Origin of the sequence: Bordetella tumulicola, assembly GCF_965138755.1 — a bacterium.
Taxonomy (GTDB): domain Bacteria; phylum Pseudomonadota; class Gammaproteobacteria; order Burkholderiales; family Burkholderiaceae_B; genus Bordetella_A; species Bordetella_A tumulicola.
Window position 1 is genome coordinate 161,362 of the sequence record NZ_CBCSFP010000001.1, and the last position, 17,457, is coordinate 178,818.

Annotated in this window: 19 protein-coding genes; 6 read left to right on the forward strand and 13 right to left on the reverse strand. The window is 58.7% G+C overall.

Translation table 11 applies throughout. The features are described 5' to 3' along the window. The first annotated feature begins 85 nt into the window (after nucleotides 1-85). Nucleotides 86-868: an AraC family transcriptional regulator gene (locus tag ACNAZS_RS00795; RefSeq protein WP_415785177.1), complete on the forward strand. Its 783-nt coding sequence runs from the start codon at nucleotides 86-88 to the stop codon at nucleotides 866-868. Nucleotides 869-922: 54 nt separating this feature from the next. Here ACNAZS_RS00795 and ACNAZS_RS00800 read toward each other — a convergent pair whose 3' ends face one another. After that, the gene (locus ACNAZS_RS00800) at nucleotides 923-1,804 is read right to left on the reverse strand and encodes an EamA family transporter (protein WP_415785179.1); all 882 of its coding nucleotides are present in this window, start codon (nucleotides 1,802-1,804) and stop codon (nucleotides 923-925) included. 76 nt (nucleotides 1,805-1,880) lie between these two features. Between ACNAZS_RS00800 and ACNAZS_RS00805 the strand changes: the two genes are divergently transcribed. Beyond that, nucleotides 1,881-2,402: a MarR family winged helix-turn-helix transcriptional regulator gene (locus ACNAZS_RS00805; protein WP_415785181.1), complete on the forward strand. Its 522-nt coding sequence runs from the start codon at nucleotides 1,881-1,883 to the stop codon at nucleotides 2,400-2,402. Between the two features lie 37 nt (nucleotides 2,403-2,439). Here the strand turns inward: ACNAZS_RS00805 and ACNAZS_RS00810 are convergent, their stop codons facing one another. Genes ACNAZS_RS00810 through ACNAZS_RS00820 form a run of 3 tightly spaced genes read right to left on the reverse strand, consistent with a single transcriptional unit; the run spans nucleotide 2,440 to nucleotide 5,135 of the window. Beyond that, the gene (locus tag ACNAZS_RS00810) at nucleotides 2,440-3,657 is read right to left on the reverse strand and encodes an NAD(P)/FAD-dependent oxidoreductase (protein WP_415785183.1); all 1,218 of its coding nucleotides are present in this window, start codon (nucleotides 3,655-3,657) and stop codon (nucleotides 2,440-2,442) included. Nucleotides 3,658-3,669: 12 nt separating this feature from the next. Further along, on the reverse strand, nucleotides 3,670-3,996 hold the full coding sequence (locus ACNAZS_RS00815) for a non-heme iron oxygenase ferredoxin subunit (RefSeq protein ID WP_415785185.1): 327 nt from the start codon (nucleotides 3,994-3,996) through the stop codon (nucleotides 3,670-3,672). Next, complete coding sequence (locus ACNAZS_RS00820; RefSeq protein ID WP_415785187.1) at nucleotides 3,993-5,135, reverse strand: aromatic ring-hydroxylating oxygenase subunit alpha; 1,143 nt, start codon at nucleotides 5,133-5,135, stop codon at nucleotides 3,993-3,995. Before ACNAZS_RS00820 ends, ACNAZS_RS00815 begins: the two co-directional genes overlap by 4 nt. A 126-nt stretch (nucleotides 5,136-5,261) precedes the next feature. On the opposite strand from ACNAZS_RS00820, the gene ACNAZS_RS00825 reads away from it, so the two are divergent. After that, nucleotides 5,262-6,572 carry a citrate/2-methylcitrate synthase gene (locus ACNAZS_RS00825; RefSeq protein WP_415785189.1) on the forward strand — a complete coding sequence of 437 codons (1,311 nt, stop codon included), beginning with the start codon at nucleotides 5,262-5,264 and terminating at the stop codon, nucleotides 6,570-6,572. Here ACNAZS_RS00825 and ACNAZS_RS00830 read toward each other — a convergent pair. Continuing rightward, the gene (locus ACNAZS_RS00830) at nucleotides 6,564-7,454 is read right to left on the reverse strand and encodes a LysR family transcriptional regulator (protein ID WP_415785191.1); all 891 of its coding nucleotides are present in this window, start codon (nucleotides 7,452-7,454) and stop codon (nucleotides 6,564-6,566) included. The genes ACNAZS_RS00825 and ACNAZS_RS00830 overlap by 9 nt on opposite strands. Before the next feature lie 97 nt (nucleotides 7,455-7,551). Here ACNAZS_RS00830 and ACNAZS_RS00835 point away from each other — a divergent pair, with 97 nt between their 5' ends. Both ACNAZS_RS00835 and ACNAZS_RS00840 read left to right on the forward strand, forming a co-directional pair. Continuing rightward, nucleotides 7,552-9,183 (forward strand): FAD-dependent monooxygenase, encoded by a 1,632-nt coding sequence (locus ACNAZS_RS00835; protein WP_415785193.1) that lies wholly within the window; start codon nucleotides 7,552-7,554, stop codon nucleotides 9,181-9,183. A gap of 35 nt (nucleotides 9,184-9,218) precedes the next feature. Then, complete coding sequence (locus tag ACNAZS_RS00840) at nucleotides 9,219-10,220, forward strand: Bug family tripartite tricarboxylate transporter substrate binding protein (protein ID WP_415785195.1); 1,002 nt, start codon at nucleotides 9,219-9,221, stop codon at nucleotides 10,218-10,220. 20 nt (nucleotides 10,221-10,240) lie between these two features. Here the strand turns inward: ACNAZS_RS00840 and ACNAZS_RS00845 are convergent, their stop codons facing one another. From ACNAZS_RS00845 to ACNAZS_RS00880, 8 genes are read right to left on the reverse strand one after another with little or no spacing between them, the layout of a single operon-like run. Continuing rightward, a complete protein-coding gene (locus ACNAZS_RS00845; protein ID WP_415785197.1) occupies nucleotides 10,241-11,398 on the reverse strand; it encodes a thiolase in 1,158 nt (385 codons plus the stop codon). Beyond that, a complete protein-coding gene (locus tag ACNAZS_RS00850; RefSeq protein ID WP_415785199.1) occupies nucleotides 11,395-11,799 on the reverse strand; it encodes a Zn-ribbon domain-containing OB-fold protein in 405 nt (134 codons plus the stop codon). Before ACNAZS_RS00850 ends, ACNAZS_RS00845 begins: the two co-directional genes overlap by 4 nt. Continuing rightward, nucleotides 11,799-12,263: a MaoC family dehydratase gene (locus ACNAZS_RS00855; protein ID WP_415785201.1), complete on the reverse strand. Its 465-nt coding sequence runs from the start codon at nucleotides 12,261-12,263 to the stop codon at nucleotides 11,799-11,801. Before ACNAZS_RS00855 ends, ACNAZS_RS00850 begins: the two co-directional genes overlap by 1 nt. Nucleotides 12,264-12,278: 15 nt before the next feature. After that, nucleotides 12,279-13,247 carry an NAD(P)H-dependent flavin oxidoreductase gene (locus tag ACNAZS_RS00860; RefSeq protein WP_415785203.1) on the reverse strand — a complete coding sequence of 323 codons (969 nt, stop codon included), beginning with the start codon at nucleotides 13,245-13,247 and terminating at the stop codon, nucleotides 12,279-12,281. A gap of 1 nt (nucleotide 13,248) precedes the next feature. After that, nucleotides 13,249-13,932 (reverse strand): 3-oxoacid CoA-transferase subunit B, encoded by a 684-nt coding sequence (locus ACNAZS_RS00865; RefSeq protein WP_415785205.1) that lies wholly within the window; start codon nucleotides 13,930-13,932, stop codon nucleotides 13,249-13,251. After that, entirely contained in the window at nucleotides 13,916-14,596 is a 681-nt protein-coding gene (locus tag ACNAZS_RS00870; RefSeq protein ID WP_415785207.1) for a 3-oxoacid CoA-transferase subunit A, read from the reverse strand. The genes ACNAZS_RS00865 and ACNAZS_RS00870 overlap by 17 nt, the downstream gene beginning before the upstream one ends. Nucleotides 14,597-14,610: 14 nt before the next feature. Further along, nucleotides 14,611-15,510, reverse strand: a complete 900-nt coding sequence (locus tag ACNAZS_RS00875; protein ID WP_415785209.1) for an SDR family oxidoreductase — start codon at nucleotides 15,508-15,510, stop codon at nucleotides 14,611-14,613. 9 nt (nucleotides 15,511-15,519) lie between these two features. Next, nucleotides 15,520-16,317 carry an enoyl-CoA hydratase gene (locus ACNAZS_RS00880; RefSeq protein ID WP_415785211.1) on the reverse strand — a complete coding sequence of 266 codons (798 nt, stop codon included), beginning with the start codon at nucleotides 16,315-16,317 and terminating at the stop codon, nucleotides 15,520-15,522. 208 nt (nucleotides 16,318-16,525) lie between these two features. Here ACNAZS_RS00880 and ACNAZS_RS00885 point away from each other — a divergent pair, with 208 nt between their 5' ends. Further along, nucleotides 16,526-17,368: an IclR family transcriptional regulator gene (locus ACNAZS_RS00885; protein WP_415785213.1), complete on the forward strand. Its 843-nt coding sequence runs from the start codon at nucleotides 16,526-16,528 to the stop codon at nucleotides 17,366-17,368. Nucleotides 17,369-17,457: the final 89 nt, after the last annotated feature.

A 17,457-nucleotide genomic window follows, 5' to 3' on the forward strand; every position in this document is an offset into this window, starting at 1 on the left:
ATGATGGTCGATGTCGTCATCGTAGGCGTAGTGCTTTAGCCCGAGTACGGTATAAAGGACATTAAATAGCTCTGTGACGCCATCCATGACGGATCCGTTGATTTCTCTTGAATTAGCCTCCACCGCTGGCGGACCGCTGGTGTATGCCGCGATTTCGCATTCGGACTCGGTGCGGGAGACACCCGCTCACCGCCATGCTCGTGGCCAGTTGCTCGGCGCAACACAAGGATTGCTTTCTGTTGACGGGGGTGGCAGCCGTTGGGTTGTACCGGCAACACACGCTGTCTGGATACCCCCTGACGTACCACATGGCCTGCGTTCTCACGGGCCGTTCTCTGGCTGGAGTGTTTATATCGTGGCCTCAGCTTGTGACACGTTGCCTCCAGCACCCTGCATTCTGTCGATTTCAAGTCTGCTGCAGGCCGCTGTGGCGCGGGCGGCGTCGTGGCCGTCGAATACGACGCTTAACATCGTCCAAACCCGGTTGGCGGAAGTCATTCTGGACGAAATTCGCTTGCTGCCGCAAGTCGAGCTCGGCCTGCCCATGCCCCAAGACGCGCGTCTACTTAAGATCGCACAGGCCTTATCCGATAGACCCGATGACGAACGCCATATGCAGGCTTGGGCCCAATGGGCGGGCATCGCCCCTCGCACACTGACGCGTCGTTTCGTGGCCGAAACGGGATTCAGTTTTACCGAATGGCGTCAACGCGTGCGGCTGCTTAGAGGACTCGAGCTACTGGCGGCGGGCAAGCCGGTAACGGCGATCGCACTGGATTTAGGCTACGACAATGTCAGCGCCTTTATTGCATTGTTTCGTCGAACATTCGGTATGACACCGGGGCAATATGCGGCCGCAATGCGTTGAACGAGCACGACGAACTCACTCTTGATGATTCGCCGCGAGGCGGATGAAAGGCCCCTATGCTCTGGTTGGTCGGTTTGTCGCCCATTGAACGGCCAGGATGCTGGCCAGCACCATGACGAATCCGATGGCCGATACACCTGTCACGGATTGCCCTAAAAATACCCAGCCCAGAATCACGGCGGTTAGCGGGCTGAGTAATCCAAGCGATACGACCGCCACCGACGGTAGTCGCGCGACGCCGCGGAACCACAGCGCATAGGCCAACAAGGCACCCGCGATCGATAAGTAGGCATAGGCCAGGGTTTGCATCAGCGTCAAGGAGGGCAACGGCGCGTCCGCCAGCCAGGCAACGGGCGCCAACATCCCTCCTCCCAACAGCAGTTGCCAACCTGTTAACGCCAACACCGGCATATCCGTGCGCCAACGGCGTGTCAGATAGGTTCCGGTCGCCATGCAGGCGGCGCCCACTAACGCCGCCACAATGCCAACAGGGTCCCAAACCGTGTTCGGTGACAGCAACAAGACCGCCATGCCGAATACCCCCAAAATACTGGCCCAGAGCGCCAGTCTGACTGGCTGACGATGATCGACGGCCCATACCAGCGCCATCATCAATAGCGGCTGGATTGCGCCGACGACTGCGGCCAAGCCACCCGGCAATCGATACGCGGCGATGAACAACAAGGCCTGGAAAAAACCGATATTCAGCGCCGACAGTACGAGCAGCCGCCCCCACTGCCCTAGGCTCGCCGGCCAACGGCGTGTGAACAAAATAAGCAACAGGCCCGCGGGCAATGTCCTGATCAGCGCCGCCGTAAATGGGCGGTCCGGTGGGAGCAACTCCGTGGTGACGATATACGTCGATCCCCAGATGACAGGGGCGAGTGCAGTCAACGCAATATCGCCCCAGATGGCGTGATGTGAGGGATTGGACATAAAATAATCTTGAGTTCAAGATAAAATCCAATGGTGATGATATTTTATCTTGATGTCAAGATAAATGGAGCGGACGGTGGGAAAAACACGGCAATTGGATTCGGTGGACGTCATTCTTGAACAATGGCGCCGTGAACGTCCCGATCTGGACGTCATGCCGATGGGTCCGATCGGGAGGCTCAAGCGTTGCACCGCTCTCGTGCAGCGCAAGCTGGATCAGGTCTTCTCGGAATTCGGGCTAAGTAGTTGGGAGTTTGACGTGTTGGCCACGCTGCGGCGCGCCGGGGCGCCCTACTGCCTGGCGCCGACTGTGCTGTTTTCGGCGTTGATGGTCACGTCTGGCACGATGACCCACCGGCTCAAGGGATTGGAAACGTCCGGTTGGGTGGCGCGTTTGCCGAATCCCGTCGATGCTCGCAGCATGTTGGTCAGGCTGACACCGGCCGGGCTTGCGTTAATTGATCGCGCCGTGGTCGCTCACGTGAAAAACGAACGGGAAATCTTGGCGTTGATACCGGCAGACACGTTGACGTCATTGGATGAGCGTCTCGCGGAATTGCTCTGCGTGCTGGAGGATACGCCTTCGGCTACGTCCTAAGGATGTCGCACGACGCCCGCTCCCTACGGCTGTCTGGCTAAAGCCGATCCAGTCGCGTCGCTAAATCCTGCAATTCGGTGGCATTCGGACATTGCCCTCGTTTATGCCAGCGCTTTGCCAGCTTTAATTCTTTTGCCATATTGACAGCGATGACCGAGTGCAGGCTGCCGTCAACGACCTGGAATACGCAGAATTTTGCACTCTCGGCGGATCCTCGCAGGATGTGGGCGCCAGCTTCCGAAGGTATTCCCAATACTTGCAAATTGACATCGTATTGATCTGACCAAAACCAAGGAAGGTCCCGCTGCAAATGCATCTTTCCCGCTAGGACTTCGCCAACGGCGATGCCTTGGTTCTGGGCATTGGCCCATGATTCGAGCCGTATGCGCGCCTCTGTAGGAGCGCCAGACCAGGTGCACGGTTGATTCGCCACGTCGCCAACTGCGTAAATGGACGGATCCGACGTCCGGCCGTGGGCATCGACCACAATTCCGTTTTCGACCAATAGCCCACAAGCCGTCGCCAACTCGGTATTGGGTTCAAGGCCGATGCCGAATACCACCACATCAGCCTCCTGGACACCCTGATGAGTGTGGGCCAGCAATGGGCCCGCGTTTTCGGATCGATCGATCGCGGTTACTGCGCCCTCCAACTGAACATCCACCCCTTGACGCCGATGCAGGCTCAACAGAAAGCCAGATACACCGACCGGCACCGAGCGCGCACAAAGCCTCGAACCACTTTCTATCAAAGAAACCTCTAACCCAAGTAGACGAGCCGTTGCCGCTACCTCCAAACCTATCCATCCGCCACCCACGACCAGCAGGCGAAGGCCTGGCCGTAATGCGGCGCGTATGCGGGACGCATCATCCAGCGATCGCAAGGTATACACGCCGTCCAGGTTGCCGCCCGCTATCGTGGGTTTGCGCGCCCTTCCCCCCGTGGCCAGGACCAGCGAGTTATAGGTTAACGATTCCCCTTGCTCCAACAGAACATGACGGCGGTTGCGATCAATCTCGACCACCGTCGCACCCAGCTTGAGTTGTATGTCGAGTTGCCGTGCTTGTTGGACGGACAGCAGGCACGGCGACTCGGATTGTGCGCCAGACATGACTCCTTTGGACAATGGCGGGCGCTCATAAGGAGGATGTGCCTCTTGTCCGAGCAGCACTATCTCAGCCTCAGGAGCATGCTGTCGTAGCGTGCGCGCTACCCACGCACCCGCTTGTCCGGCGCCGACGATGACGGTTTTCATGGCTTAGATACCTTATACGAGCGCAACCCGGATATAGATGCCCCCGTCCTCTACTCGCGCAGGATAAGAGCGCAGGTTTTCCGTACAGGGTGCACTCACCGCTTTGCCGCTGCGTATATCGAACCTACCCTCATGCAAGGGGCATTCGATTTCACAACCGTCCTGTATCAGCCCTTCCGACAGGTCGGCATCACCGTGGGTACATTGGTTATCAGTGGCATATATTTCGCCATTGAGCTTGTACAAGCAAATAGGCAGGTCGCCCACTCCCACGCCCAGGGTGTCTTCTTCGTGTACGTCGGTATAGTCTGCCACCCGAATCCATTGCTCCGTCGTCACGCTGACCTCTCCATCAGATCAATGTAGTGGTTCTCCATATGGTGGAGCGCCTCCTCCATCGGTGCCATGGGGCCAGGCTGAAAGAACTTGGAACCCGACGCATTTTGTAGCGACTCAACCATGACAGCGTCTTCAACGATGATCTGACGAACGAACTCTCGATATTTTTTCAGCTCCTCGTCGTAATTGGGAATAGAAAAGGCCGCTGGCGGGAATAGCAGATAACAGATCACCCGTGTTTCATTGGGAGAGATTGGCCATACGTGCCACATGCGCAAACTGTCGGACCGCATCGACATGTTCAGATTCGGATAGATGCCTGCCTTGCAGGCGATGCCTGATGATTTGTCTTGTGCCCAAGGTAAGGTGGGAAACACCTGTTCGCCGCTTTTGGAGTGCGGTCGGGCTTCGTACTGAGTGTGCCAACCACCGTTTTTTTCGAGGTGAAACTTCAGCTTTTCACCCTTGACGAAGCCGCCGAACGTGCTCTTGTGGATCACGCCCACGTGATAGATGTCGATCAGATTTTCGACCAGAAATTTCCAATTGCACTTGACGTCGATCTCGACTTTGTCGGCCAGCTTGCATTCGCCCGATTGGAACCACCACAGATCCTCCTCGTACGGTGCGATGTAGTCCTCGAATGAGGATGGTTGTTCGGCAAAGTTGATGAAAATCCACCCCCGCCAGATCTTCACTGCTAGAGGCTTCATCCGGGCACCGCTCATGTCAACTTCAGATTCCTTCATGCCCGGTGCCGCAATCAGTTTGCCGCCGACGTCGAACAGCCAGGCATGATATGGGCAACTGAAGTCCTTGGCATGCCCACAGCCGCTTGCCACGGCCACACCTCGGTGCAGGCACATGTTCATGCAAACCTGAATCTCATTCTCGGCGGGTCGCGAGATGAGAATGGGTTCGCTCATGACGCTAAACGTCATGTAATCGCCGACATTGGGGATTTCCTCGACGCGACCGACCGAGAGCCAGTGTGTCATAAAAATCCGCTCTTTCTCCATGGCGTAAATCTCTTCTGAGCTGTATACGCTGCCCGGCAAGTGACGGGCGCGCAGCAAGCTTTCCCGCGTCTTCTCGAGTCTGGGGGAAAGCTCACGTAATTGGATCGCGGCGGTGTGCATGAGGTGTGTCTCCGGTGGTATGAATTCAGTGCTGAACAGTTTATTATCGACATTGATCGATGTATAGATCGACTATAAAATCGATCTAATGACGAATCGCCATTTAATAAATTCGAGGCTATTTCTGTGATCAAGCGGCACGAACCATCGAGCGACGCTATCGCACATGCGTCAAGCGACACAGGCCGTCGCGTTAATGATGTTGACTACGTGCGCCGTGACGAAGCCTTAGCGATGTTGGGCATTAAGAAAGAGTCGCTGTACACCTATGTCAGTCGAGGTCTCATCAAGACGCTGCCCGAACCAGGCAAGCGCACCAGCTTGTATCGCAAGTCTGATTTGGAAAAGCTGAGCACACGAGCTGGCGCCAAAGCCGGCGGGGCACCCGTGGCCCAGGCGCTACGCTATGGAGAACCTGTGGTGCAGACCTGGATCTGCGACATCAGTCCTGCGGGGCCGCATTATCGTGGGCTACTTGCGACGACGCTAGCGCGCGAAGGACGGTCTCTGGAATACGCGGCAGACTTGCTCTGGGGCGGCCTCCCCCCGGGACGCGATCGCCCGTGGCCTTGGGCGAAAGACGATTCGGCTGCGACACCGTATGGCCTTGCAGGGCAAGATAAAAAAAGCGATTTTTCCCCCATCCGGATTTTGGCTATGGCGGCCTTGCAATTGAGCACGTTGGAGACGGCTGAAGACACGGCTGGCCGAGGTGATGTGCGCATGAGCGGCGTGCGACTCATTGGTACTTTCGCGGGAGTCTCCGGGTATTTCGGGCCTGGGCGCTCGTACGAGCTTGGGAGAGACGAGGAATTCGTCGCCCAGCGACTACTGCGCGGTTTTGGCTTATCCGAGCGGTCGGATCAAGGCACGTTGCTGGCCGCGATGAATGTCGCTCTCGTGCTCAGCGCTGATAACGAACTGTCGGCGCCTACATTCTGCGCACGGGTTGCGTCCTCCGCTGGCGTTGACGTACATGCATGTGTAGCTTCAGCCCTGATGGCTCAAGCGGGTCCCATGCAGGCGGGTGGCATGATGGATCTGGGCCAGTATCTGGAAGATATTCTGACTGCGACTGATCGACCACTGGCATATTCTGGTATCCCCTGCTTCGGCCACCCTTTGTATGATCGCGACCCGCGCGCCGAATTGCTGCTCGGCATGATTCGAGATCTGCCGGGCGATAGCGTCGCAAAAGAGCGCCTGCTATGGTTTGTCAACGCAGTTCATCAACAGACAGGGTCCTATCCCAACTTGTTCGGCGCATTGGTGATTCTGTGCCGGGTATTGGGTCTGCCTGCGACTGCAGCCGTATATTTGCATTGTGTAGGCCGTACCGCCGGATGGATAGCGCACGCGGCCGAGCAGCGCTTGTCGGGCGTGATGCTGCGTCCGCGCGCACGCTATATGGGGCCCTCGCCACACCCTTCAACCTAAGATTAACGCTGCGATCAACTGGCGCAGCCACTTGTGAGCCGTATCGGTGTGAGCACGGCGGTGCCAGAATTGACGGACGCGCGCTTGGGGCATTTTGAACGGCAGCGCGTAGGTCTTTAGTCCGTCCATACCCACTACCGCGTTACCTGGTACGGTCGCTATCAGGTCTGATTGAGCGACGATGACGGCGCTGCGATGGTAGTGCGTAACCGTCAGTTTGACGTCGCGCCGTTGCCTACGGCTCAGTAACGTTTCTTCAACCAGGGCGTCGGTGCTTCCGGCGGTGGACACCACGTGTCCCTGTGATAAATAGCGCGTCAACGTCATCTTGCCTGTTAGTCTTGGGTGATCCGTACGTGCAATACATAAATACCGATCATCGAATAAATGCTGTTGATAGAAGCCAGCATGCAGGAACCCAATATTGCCGATGGCCAGGTCTGCCTGGCCGCTGCGCAATGCCGATGCATAGTCGGCGTGGGGTAACCGCGACGCTTCAATGCTGACGCTTGGCGCGGCGGATGACAAAGCGAGCATCAGACGCGGTAATACAACCATTTCGCCGACGTCCGACATCAGCAGACGGAACGTCCTGGTACTTGACTCAGGGCTAAACGCGGTGGCGTGTGCGAAGCAGGTTTCGATGCCGCTCAATGCCGCTTCCAGTGGACCGAAGAGACTATTGGCGAGCGCCGTAGGCTCCATTGTTCGCCCCGAACGGGTGAACAACGGATCGTTGCACTGTTCGCGCAATCTGCGTAGTGCATTGCTCATCGCAGGTTGCGTCAAGCCAATCGCATTTGCCGCATACGAAACGCTGCGCAGTCGATACACGACGACGAACACGCGCATTAGATTCAAATCGAAGTTTTTTATATTCATAGCGTGAATTTAGAAACTCTCAATCATTGATTTGACTGTATTAGCAGTGTGGCATGACTATGTTCTCCGTGCATAGATTCTCTTGAGGGAAAGATTCATGTCGAAAACACTAGCCAAGGTCCAGGTCCTTATTGTGGGAGGAGGACCTATCGGCCTGGCCATGAGTATCGATCTGGCACGGCGGGGAGTTCGTTCCGTGCTATTGGAGCAAGGCGACGGTACGATCGAGCACCCTCGCACGGGATTGGTCGCTATTCGTACGATGGAGGCCTTTCGCATATGGGGGATTTCTCAACAGGTGCGCGATTGTGGCTTTCCTGAAGACTACGATCTATCTATGGTGTTCTGCACGTCCCTCAATGGCCTGCTACTGGATCGCGAAACGTATCCAAGCATGCGTGACAGTCCGACGCCGCCCGAGACGCCAGAAAAGAAGCAGCGCTGTCCGCAACTGTGGCTGCAGCCAATCTTGACCGAAGCCGCTCTGGCGAGTTCGGAGACAGAGATATTGTTCCAGCACCGTTTCGTCCGTCTAGAGCAGGATGATGAATCGGTGCGCGTGGAAGCCCTCGATCTGCGCACTGGCCATAAGAAGCTGTTTCAGACGCAATATTTGCTTGCCTGCGACGGCGCTTCAAGCTTGGTGCGGGAACAGGCCGGAATCACGATGCAGGGCCGATTGCTGAGCTACTCGGTCAACATTCTCATCAAGGCCGCAGGCTTGGCAGGCAAGCATCCCATGGGGCAGGCCGAACGTTATCTGTTTGTTGGCCCCGAGGGAATGTGGGGCAACCTCACTGTTGTCGATGGTGCTGACATCTGGCGTCTAACAGTGCTGGGCTCTCAGGAAAAAATGGATCTGTCATCGTTCGATGCCACTGTTTGGGTGCGCCGCGCGCTGGGCGGCTCCAAGGGGCCGGAAATCGATTTTGAGGTGCTGTCAGTGACACCTTGGCGACGTAGCGAGATGCTCGCGGACAACTACGTTAAGGCACGCGTGCTACTGGTGGGAGATTCCGCTCATACTATGTCTCCGACCGGAGGTATGGGTATGAATACCGGCATACAAGAAGTGCTGGATCTAGGGTGGAAACTCCAAGGCGTCTTGCAAGGCTGGGGAGGACCTGCCCTGTTACGAAGCTACGAGATCGAGCGTCGGCCCATCGCACAACGAAATACCAGTTTCTCCACACAGAATTTTCAAGCGTGGCAGGACACACCAGACTCTCGCGCCGTATGCGACGAAACCCCCGAAGGCGAACGCACCCGGGTAGCATTGGGTAAACGGTTGCGCGATTCAACACGCGTCGAATGGGAGTCGATGGGACTGCAGATTGGACACAGGTACGATGAATCGCCGATCTGCATCTCGGACGGCACTGCGCCCGTACCGGATGATTTCAGGATCTATGTGCCCAATGCTCGTCCTGGTGCCCGAGCGCCACACGTCTGGCTGAAGGACGGCAGATCGATCTTGGATTTATTCGGCAAATCGTTCGTCTTGCTCAGTTTTACCGACGACAACGAGGCGAAGGCCGAGGCGATGCGATCCGCGTCCACGACAAAGCACATACCGTTCGAAGTGGTGACGCTCGACGACGAACCCGAGGCGGCGCGCATCTATGCCGCAAAGCTGGTGCTGGTGCGTCCCGACGGACATGTCGCATGGCGTGGCGACGGAGTGGACGACCCACACCATATTCTTGACGTTATACGCGGTGCTGCCTGACGGCACAAACACCAAAACGAAAACTAGGAGACAGAATGATGATGCAATCCTGTAAACGTCGGCTCTTTCAAGTGGCCTTTTGTAGTTTGTTCACTGGCGCGTGCTTGTCCACGGCGCAGGCAGCCGACGAGGGCTATCCAAACCGGCCCATCAAATTCGTGGTTCCCTACACGGCCGGCGGTAGCAACGATGTCGTGGGCCGCGTGCTCGCACAGAAGCTGTCCAGTGATTGGGCTGTGCCTATCATCGTCGAGAACCGTCCCGGTGCAGGCGGCAATCTTGGGGCCGCACAGGTGGCGCGCTCGACAGCGGACGGTTACACGTTCTTGATCACGCCCAACAATCTTCTGACAATGAATCCCTACGTCTATAAAAAGACCGGTGTCGGGTACGATTCGATCAAGGATTTCCAACCGGTCTCCTTGATTGCCACCGGACCAATACTGCTGGCGGTCAACGCGGAGTTGCCAGTGAATTCGGTCAAAGAACTCATTGCCTACACAAAAAATAATCCAGGCAAACTCAGCTACGCCTCAGCAGGAGTGGGCACACCCCATCACTTGACTGCGGAACTGTTCAAGTCCATGACGGGTATAGAAATGCTGCACGTGCCGTACAAGGGTGCGGTATCCGCCGTCAGTGACTTAGCCGCCGGACGAGTACAGGTTATGTTCGGCATTCCCAACAGCCTGATGCCCTTTGTTAAGACGGGCCAACTCAAGGCGTTGGCTGTGAGCAGTTTGGCGCCGTCCCCAGAGCTGCCAGATCTACCCACGATAGACAAGGCGGGTGTGCCCGGATTTGATTCTTCACTGTGGATCGGACTGACGGCACCAACCGGTACGCCAGCAGCGATCATCACGAAGGTCAATCAAGGGATCAAACAAGCGATGCAAGATCCCCAAGTGAAAGCCAGCCTGCAAGCGCAAGGATTGATGCCAGAGTCGAATAGTCAGCAGGAGTTTGCCAAGCTGATCAAGCACGACGCGGATCGCTGGTCCAAGCTGGTCGACGAGCGACAACTGTCCGCGGACTGAAGTCGCTAGCCTGCCCCCCCCTACACCGTCGACGCCCCTCCCAAGATCACGGTGTACTGCGACGACAGTACACCGCCATTCCCATGGGCCAATGCGACTTCTGCGCCGTCGACTTGGCGTTTGCCGCATTCGCCGCGTAATTGGCGGATGGCCTCGATCAACAGGAAAATCCCGTACATGCCCGGATGGCAGTACGACAGGCCGCCGCCGTTGGTGTTGACCGGCAGCGTACCGCCGGGCGCAATGCGTCCGCCGCTGACGAACGTACCGCCTTCGCCTTTGGCGCAGAAACCCAAGTCCTCGAGAAACAGAATCGTATTGATGGTGAACGCGTCGTATAGCCCCACCACGTCGATATCGGAGGACGTCAAACCGGCCTGGGCATAGGCGGTCGAGCCCGAGATGCGCGCGCCGGTGTTCACCAGATCGGGCATGTTCGAAATCGTTTGATGCGTGGTGCAATGCCCCGAACCCAACAAGTAGACAGGCGAGTGTTTGAGTGCCTTGGCGCGAGCCGGCGTGGTCAGCACGACGGCGCCGCCACCGTCGGTGACCAGGCAGCAATCGCGGATCGTCAACGGGTAGCTGATCATGCGCGACGAGAGCACCTCGTCAACGGTCAACGGGGTTTTTTCCCAGGCGACAGGGTTCATCAGCGCCCATTGGCGAGCCGCGACCGCGACGTCGGCCAGTTGCTCTCGTGTGGTGCCAAACTCGTGCATGTGACGGGCGGCGGCCAGGGCATAGGCGGTCGGCGGAAGGAACGGCTTGAATGGGGATTCGTAGGGATTCCATTCCGCTTGACTGGTGTTTTTGCGGCCTAGCGAGCGTTGTGTGCTGCCGTAGGCAACGACAGCGACCTCGCATAAACCTGCCGCAATGGCTGCCTCGGCCCGCACGAGATGACCCATGAACGAGGAGCCGCCGGTCGACGTTGAGTCGATATAGGCTTCGGGCAGATTCAGGTACTCGGCGAGGGCCAGGCCTGCGAGGCGGCTCTGCGAGGTCGCGCAGAATAGGCCATCTACCTCGTTGATGGACAGGCCGCAGTCATCCAGCGCGCGATAGACGCCCTGCGCCATCAGGTCCATGGCCGAATAGGCTTCGCCCACAGCGCCCAGGTCGGATTCGGCGGCGCCCACGACGACGGCACGACCGGGTCGGAAATCGGTGCTCATTGGCGGGACTCCAGGGATACGAAAACGGGGATCGGGTCATCCAGACCCTCTTGGGCTGCGGCTTGAAAGCGGACGCGTTGGCCGATACTGACCTGCATGGGATCGTCGGTCACGACGCGGCTCATCAGTCGAAAACCTTCGTCGAGATCGATCAGCGCCACGTTATACGGGTCGCCTTTACGCGGGTGTACCACCGACGTGCTGTAGACGGTGCCCAGGCCGGCGCTGAGTCGCCATTCGAGGCAGTCTTGGCCCGAATACGGGCAACGCACGCGCGGGAAAAAGACCGCACGCTCGGCGACGGGGCTGAATTGATAGGCCAACTCGCCTGCCCTTAAGTGCGCGACATAGCGCGCGTACGGTACGCCATCGCGCGATATGTCTTCCGTCTGAATTTCCATTATTTGCCCTTTTCGTACATCAAGTTCAAGGTCTCGGCGATCATGACGGGGCGGTCTTGGCCCTCGCGGTAGATAGTGTTGCCATAGGTCAGGCGAACGGCGCCGTCCATGCGTTCAAACGCTATCAGGCTGCGTTCCAGACGGATGCGGGAGCCCACCTGTACGGGCGAGGTAAAGCGAACTTTGTTCGAACCATAATTGATGCCACGGCCCCGTTCGCGGACGGCGACGATTTCTCCGCCCATGCCTGTCAACAACGAAAACGTCAGCATGCCGTGGGCAATCGTCTTGCCGTCGGGCAGTTCGCGGCGGGCGCGTTCGACGTCGATATGAATCCAGTTGTGGTCGCCCGAGAGCCGGGCAAAATCGTTAATCATTTCCTGGGTGATCTCCACCCATTCTGACTGGCCGAGGACTTTGCCCACGTAGGCTTCGAGATCATCAGGCGTATCTAGCGTCAACATAGTCTTTCCTTTGCGTTAGGCAACAAGAGACGACAGGCGTCCGGAAATCAAGGAATGCGCCTGATCCATGATACGGCCTACCAGGTCGCGGCAATTGGGGATGTCCTGGATGAGACCCTGGATCATGCCCACGGTCCAGATTCCTCCTTCGACATCGCCGTTCTCATAGACGCCACGCCCCTTGGCACCCGCGACCAGCGGGCCGATCTGATCAATGCCCGCCCCCACCTTCTCCAGGCTGACGACTTCGCCTGACAGGGCGTTTTTCCAGACCCGGCTGGTGTTGCGCAGGCTACGCAGGATCAGGCGCGTATCGGTTTCGCTCGAGCGCGTGATAGCTTCCTTAATGGCGTGGTGCACCGGGGATTCTTGGGTGCACATAAAGCGCGTGCCCATGTTGATGCCCTCGGCACCCAGGGCCAACGCCGCGACCAGGCCCCGCGCATCCCCAAAGCCACCCGATGCGATCACGGGGATGGTGACTTGTTCGACGGTGGCCGGGATCAGGATCAGTCCGGGGATGTCGTTTTCGCCGACGTGGCCCGCGCATTCAAAGCCATCGATCGAGACGATATCCACGCCGATCTCCTGGGCCTTGCGCGCATGGCGCGGCGTGGTGCATTTGTGAATGATGCGCACACCGGCGGCCTTGAAGGCCGGCATATGTTCGCTCGGGTTGTTGCCGGCGGTCTCGACGATCTTGACGCCCGATTCGATGATGGCGTCACGATACTCGGTGTAGGGTACGGGCTTGAGCGTCGGCAGAAAGGTCAGGTTGACGCCAAACGGGCGATCCGTCATCTCTCGTACACGTGCGATCTCGGCCCGTAGTGCTTCGGGGCCGGGTTGAGTCAAGGCCGTCAGGACGCCCAGGGCACCGGCATTTGAGACGGCGGCGACCAGTTCGGCACGCCCTACCCATTGCATGCCCCCTTGTACGATGGGATGCTCAATGCCGAGTAAACGGGTAATTGCGGTTTGCAACTTATGCTCCTGATGCGTTGGGTTTGCGATAGACCGACCAGTCTGGCGCCAGCGTGAGTGCGGCACCGGTCACGGCCTGCAGCGCCTCGAGTGTCCACCCGTCGGCCATGCGGTTGACGACAAGCCCCTTGTCGGTGACGTCGATGACGGCAATGTCGGTGTAAATACGATCCACGCACTCGGGCGCGGTCAAGGGATAGGTGCATTGCGTCAAGATGCGTGGCTGGCCATCCTTGGTGCAGTGTTCCATCAATACCCACACTTTCTCGGCGCCCGCCGCGAGATCCATGGCGCCACCTACGCCGGGAATTTGGCCTGGCGCGTCAACCGTCCAGTTAGCCATGTCGCCGTTCTCCGCCACCTGAAAGGCCCCCAGGCAGGCGATCTGAATATGGCCGCCACGTATCATCAGGAACGAGTCGCTGTGACTGAATACGGATGCGCCTGGCAGGAGCGTGACCGGGGATTTGCCGGCGTTGATGACGTCGTAGTCTTCCTCGCCCGGTGCGGGCACGGGGCCCAGGCCCAACAGGCCCTGTTCGCTATGCAGCATCAACTCACGGTCGGCCGGCACATAGTCGGCGATGAGCGTGGGCAATCCAATCCCCAGATTGACGCACGCGCCATCCGGGATATCGTGGGCCGCGACGCAGGCAATGTCCTGACGACTAAGCTTTACGTTCATTGGACACCTCCACTAGACGATCCACAAAAACACCCGGCGTAATGATGTGTTCGGGGTCGAGCGCCCCTAACGGTACGATCTCTCGCACTTGTGCGACGACCAGTTTGGCCGCGCCCGCCATGACGGGGTTGTTGATACGCGCGCCACGGTGATAGACCAGGTTGCCCCAGCGATCGCCGCGCAGCCCCTTGATTAACGCGACATCGCCCTTGATGGGTTTTTCCAGGACATAAGTCTGGCCGTCAATGACGCGCGTTTCCTTGCCCTCGGCCAGGCGCGTGCCGGCTGCCGTGCGCGTGAAAAACCCGCCGATGCCTGCCGCGCCGGCGCGGATGCGCTCGGCCAATGTGCCCTGTGGCACCAGTTCGAGCTCGATCTTGCCGGTACGGTGCAATTCGTCAAATACCGTACGGCCTTTCAGGCCGCGCGGGAATGAGCACACCACTTTGCGAATGCGGCCAGCGCTCATCAATTCGCTGACGACGTCGTCGCCCACGGTGGCGTTGTTGGCCACAATCGTCAGGTCTTTGACGCCGCGGTCCAACAGTCCTTCCATGAGGTCTGCCGGGCGTCCGGATGATCCGAAGCCCCCGACCAGAATGACGGCCCCATCCTCAATGCCGGCGACGGCATCGGCCAATGAACTTACACGCTTATCTATCACGACACGTCCTCGGTTCAGTCAAGATCATGGCCTTTCATATCGACATTGCGACGCGCCTTGTGGGCGAGATCGCGCATGACCGGGCCGATGGCGGTGACGTCATCCATCGGTTCGGCCGACGGGCCACGGCGCCACCCTTCCATGGCCGCCAAATGGCCACCACCTAGCTCAAATATACGGCCGGTCACGTCCTGGCTGTCCGCGCTGGCCAGCCAGACGACAGCGGGTGCGATCCAGCGAGGGTGACGCGACGCGATTTCCTCGGCGGAGCGTTCGCGTATGCCCTCGGTCATCCGTGTCTGCGCGTGCGGATTGATGGCGTTGACTGTCACGCCATAGCGCTTGAGTTCGCGTGCGGCGATGATCGTCATGGCGGCGATGCCGGCTTTAGCCGCGCCGTAGTTGATCTGGCCGATGTTGCCGTACAGGCCCGACGATGACGAGGTGTTGATGATGCGGGCGTTAGTGGATTCACCCGTCAGTTTGTGCTGATTACGCCAATAGGCGGCGGCATGATGGGTAGGGGCGAAGGCACCCTTCAGGTGGACATTGATGACAGCGTCCCACTCTTGTTCGGTCATATTGCAAAGCGTGCGATCGCGCAGAATGCCGGCGTTGTTGATCAGGCCATGCAAGGCACCGAAGTGCTCGATCGCCGCGTCAACCATACGCTTGGCGCCCGCGAAATCGGCCACGTTTTCGTGATTGGCAATGGCCTGCCCTCCTTCGTCGATGATCTCGCGCACGACCGATTCGGCCGTACTTTCGTCGGTGTCTTCGCCGGAGCGCGACACACTCAGATCATTGACGACGACACGAGCGCCCTCACGGGCCAACTGCAACGCGTATTCGCGGCCAATCCCACGGCCCGCGCCCGTCACGATGATGACGCGGCCTTCACATAGTGTAGACATGACACTCCTTTATGTGTGTTGAAAGTTGGGAGGACGTTTTTCCACAAATGCGCGTGCGGCTTCCTTGTGATCAGGACTGTCGACGCACTGGACATGACGCACGCACTCTCGATCGAGCATGTCGGCCAGACTCAATGTCAGGCCGTCGTTCAAGTTGGCTTTGATATGGGCAATGGCGGGTTGTGGGCCTCGGGCCAGGGCCTGCGCAATGTCGGTGACCTCGGAGGCCAGTTGCTCAGGGTCGAACGCCTGATGCAACAGCCCCAGCTCGGTGGCTTGTGCCGCTGACAACATGGGAGAACGTAGGTACAGCTCCCGCGCCTTGGCCGGGCCAACGATGCGGGGCAGAAAGTAATGGCCGCCAAAATCGCCCGGCACCCCGACGTTCGCAAAACCGGTGCGCATGCGCACGGACGTGTCGCCGTAGCGCAGGTCGCACGCCAATGCCAATGAAAGCCCTGCACCCACGGCGGCCCCACGCATCATCGCGATGGTGGGTTTGGGCATGCTGTGCAGGATCTCAACGATGCCGGTACGCCGGCGTAGCGCCGCCACCCGTTCGGCTTCGGAGGCTTTCTGTGCCTCAGATGACCGACTCATGCGTGCCACGTCGCCCCCCGCGCAAAAGCTCGCACCCGCGCCGGTCAGTACGACCGCGCCAATGGCCGTATTGGTCGCCGCGGCCGCCAAGGTCTCCAGCAACGCCTCGTAGAGCGTCGGACTAAGGGCGTTGTGCCGAGCCGGGCGGTTGAGCGTTAGCCACAGCACCCCGGCCTCTGTCTGCGTAATCAGTTCCTGATCATCCACGACGGCGTTTCCGTACAAGGTTCGAAGGCTTGTATGTTGCGGGGTTTTAGTCCTGGGCTGGGCGCGGGTCGATTCGATGAGAGAGAAAACGAGTCCGTATTATGAACTCTTGATATATTCCTATAGGAAACAAGGGCACAATTTGGCAGACAGATATGTCCATTATGTAGACTATTGATGGATGTCGCAGAACGACAAGGAGACCCTCGTGACGGATTCGAAGCAAAAAATCGTGCAGCCCGCCGCAGGCACGCAATCGCTGCAACGCGCCATCGCGCTGCTACGCATCATTGCTGGGAACAATCGTGCGGGCAGTCGTCTGGTCGAACTGTACCGTCGCACCGGGCTGGAGCGGCCCACCGTGCACCGGTTGCTGCAGGGCATGGTTGCGGAAAAGATGGTCCACCAAGATGCCCAAAGCAAACGTTACTACTTGGGGACGTTCGCCTACGAGCTCGGCCTGGCCGCTGCGCCTAAAGTCGCCATGCGTGATATCTGTTTGCCCCATCTGGACGCCATCGCCGAACACACGGGCGATACGGTGTTCCTGACGGTACGGTCGGGGTTTGACGGCATTTGTGTCGCCCGCTCGGATGGCTCGTTTCCGATCAAGATGTTTGTGCATGACGTCGGACGGCATCGTCCGTTGAATGTGGGGGCCAGTGGTCTGGCCCTGCTCAGTGCGTTACCCGACGACGAAATAGATCGCGTCTGCCGCATCAATGTCGAGCGCACCCGCCGCAAGAACCCACGTTTCACCGAGGCAGCCTTGCGCGCCAGTATCGAAAGCACGCGTCGCCGTGGCTACGCGACGACCAAGGTCATGGACGAACCGCCCGTGCATTCGGTGGGCATGGTGATCCGCTCGCCGGATGGCACGCCCGCAGCGGGGGTCAGCGTCTCGACCCTGGCATCGCGTCTGGGCAACAATCGCCTGGAGATGGTGGTGCATTGTCTCAGCGATGCCATCGCCTTGATCGAAGCCGAGTTGCGCAAATACGTGGATCAAGACCGCGTCCCCTATGCCATGCCCACCCTGGCGGTGATTTAACGGGCGGTGGCACGCACACATAGTGTCCAACACCGGGCGTCCAATATGCGGACTTACAGTGGATAATTTTCACGCGTGCCTCAGGGAAA

What these genes read in the sequence shown, in the direction of transcription:
- ACNAZS_RS00830 (WP_415785191.1), bottom strand. Translation starts at nt 7,454, where the DNA reads ATGAATATAAAAAACTTCGATTTGAATCTAATGCGCGTGTTCGTCGTC.
- ACNAZS_RS00795 (WP_415785177.1), top strand. Translation starts at nt 86, where the DNA reads ATGACGGATCCGTTGATTTCTCTTGAATTAGCCTCCACCGCTGGCGGA.
- ACNAZS_RS00855 (WP_415785201.1), bottom strand. Translation starts at nt 12,263, where the DNA reads ATGTTGACGCTAGATACGCCTGATGATCTCGAAGCCTACGTGGGCAAA.
- ACNAZS_RS00875 (WP_415785209.1), bottom strand. Translation starts at nt 15,510, where the DNA reads ATGTCTACACTATGTGAAGGCCGCGTCATCATCGTGACGGGCGCGGGC.
- ACNAZS_RS00810 (WP_415785183.1), bottom strand. Translation starts at nt 3,657, where the DNA reads ATGAAAACCGTCATCGTCGGCGCCGGACAAGCGGGTGCGTGGGTAGCG.
- ACNAZS_RS00820 (WP_415785187.1), bottom strand. Translation starts at nt 5,135, where the DNA reads ATGCACACCGCCGCGATCCAATTACGTGAGCTTTCCCCCAGACTCGAG.
- ACNAZS_RS00800 (WP_415785179.1), bottom strand. Translation starts at nt 1,804, where the DNA reads ATGTCCAATCCCTCACATCACGCCATCTGGGGCGATATTGCGTTGACT.
- ACNAZS_RS00835 (WP_415785193.1), top strand. Translation starts at nt 7,552, where the DNA reads ATGTCGAAAACACTAGCCAAGGTCCAGGTCCTTATTGTGGGAGGAGGA.
- ACNAZS_RS00845 (WP_415785197.1), bottom strand. Translation starts at nt 11,398, where the DNA reads ATGAGCACCGATTTCCGACCCGGTCGTGCCGTCGTCGTGGGCGCCGCC.
- ACNAZS_RS00865 (WP_415785205.1), bottom strand. Translation starts at nt 13,932, where the DNA reads ATGAACGTAAAGCTTAGTCGTCAGGACATTGCCTGCGTCGCGGCCCAC.
- ACNAZS_RS00840 (WP_415785195.1), top strand. Translation starts at nt 9,219, where the DNA reads ATGATGATGCAATCCTGTAAACGTCGGCTCTTTCAAGTGGCCTTTTGT.
- ACNAZS_RS00850 (WP_415785199.1), bottom strand. Translation starts at nt 11,799, where the DNA reads ATGGAAATTCAGACGGAAGACATATCGCGCGATGGCGTACCGTACGCG.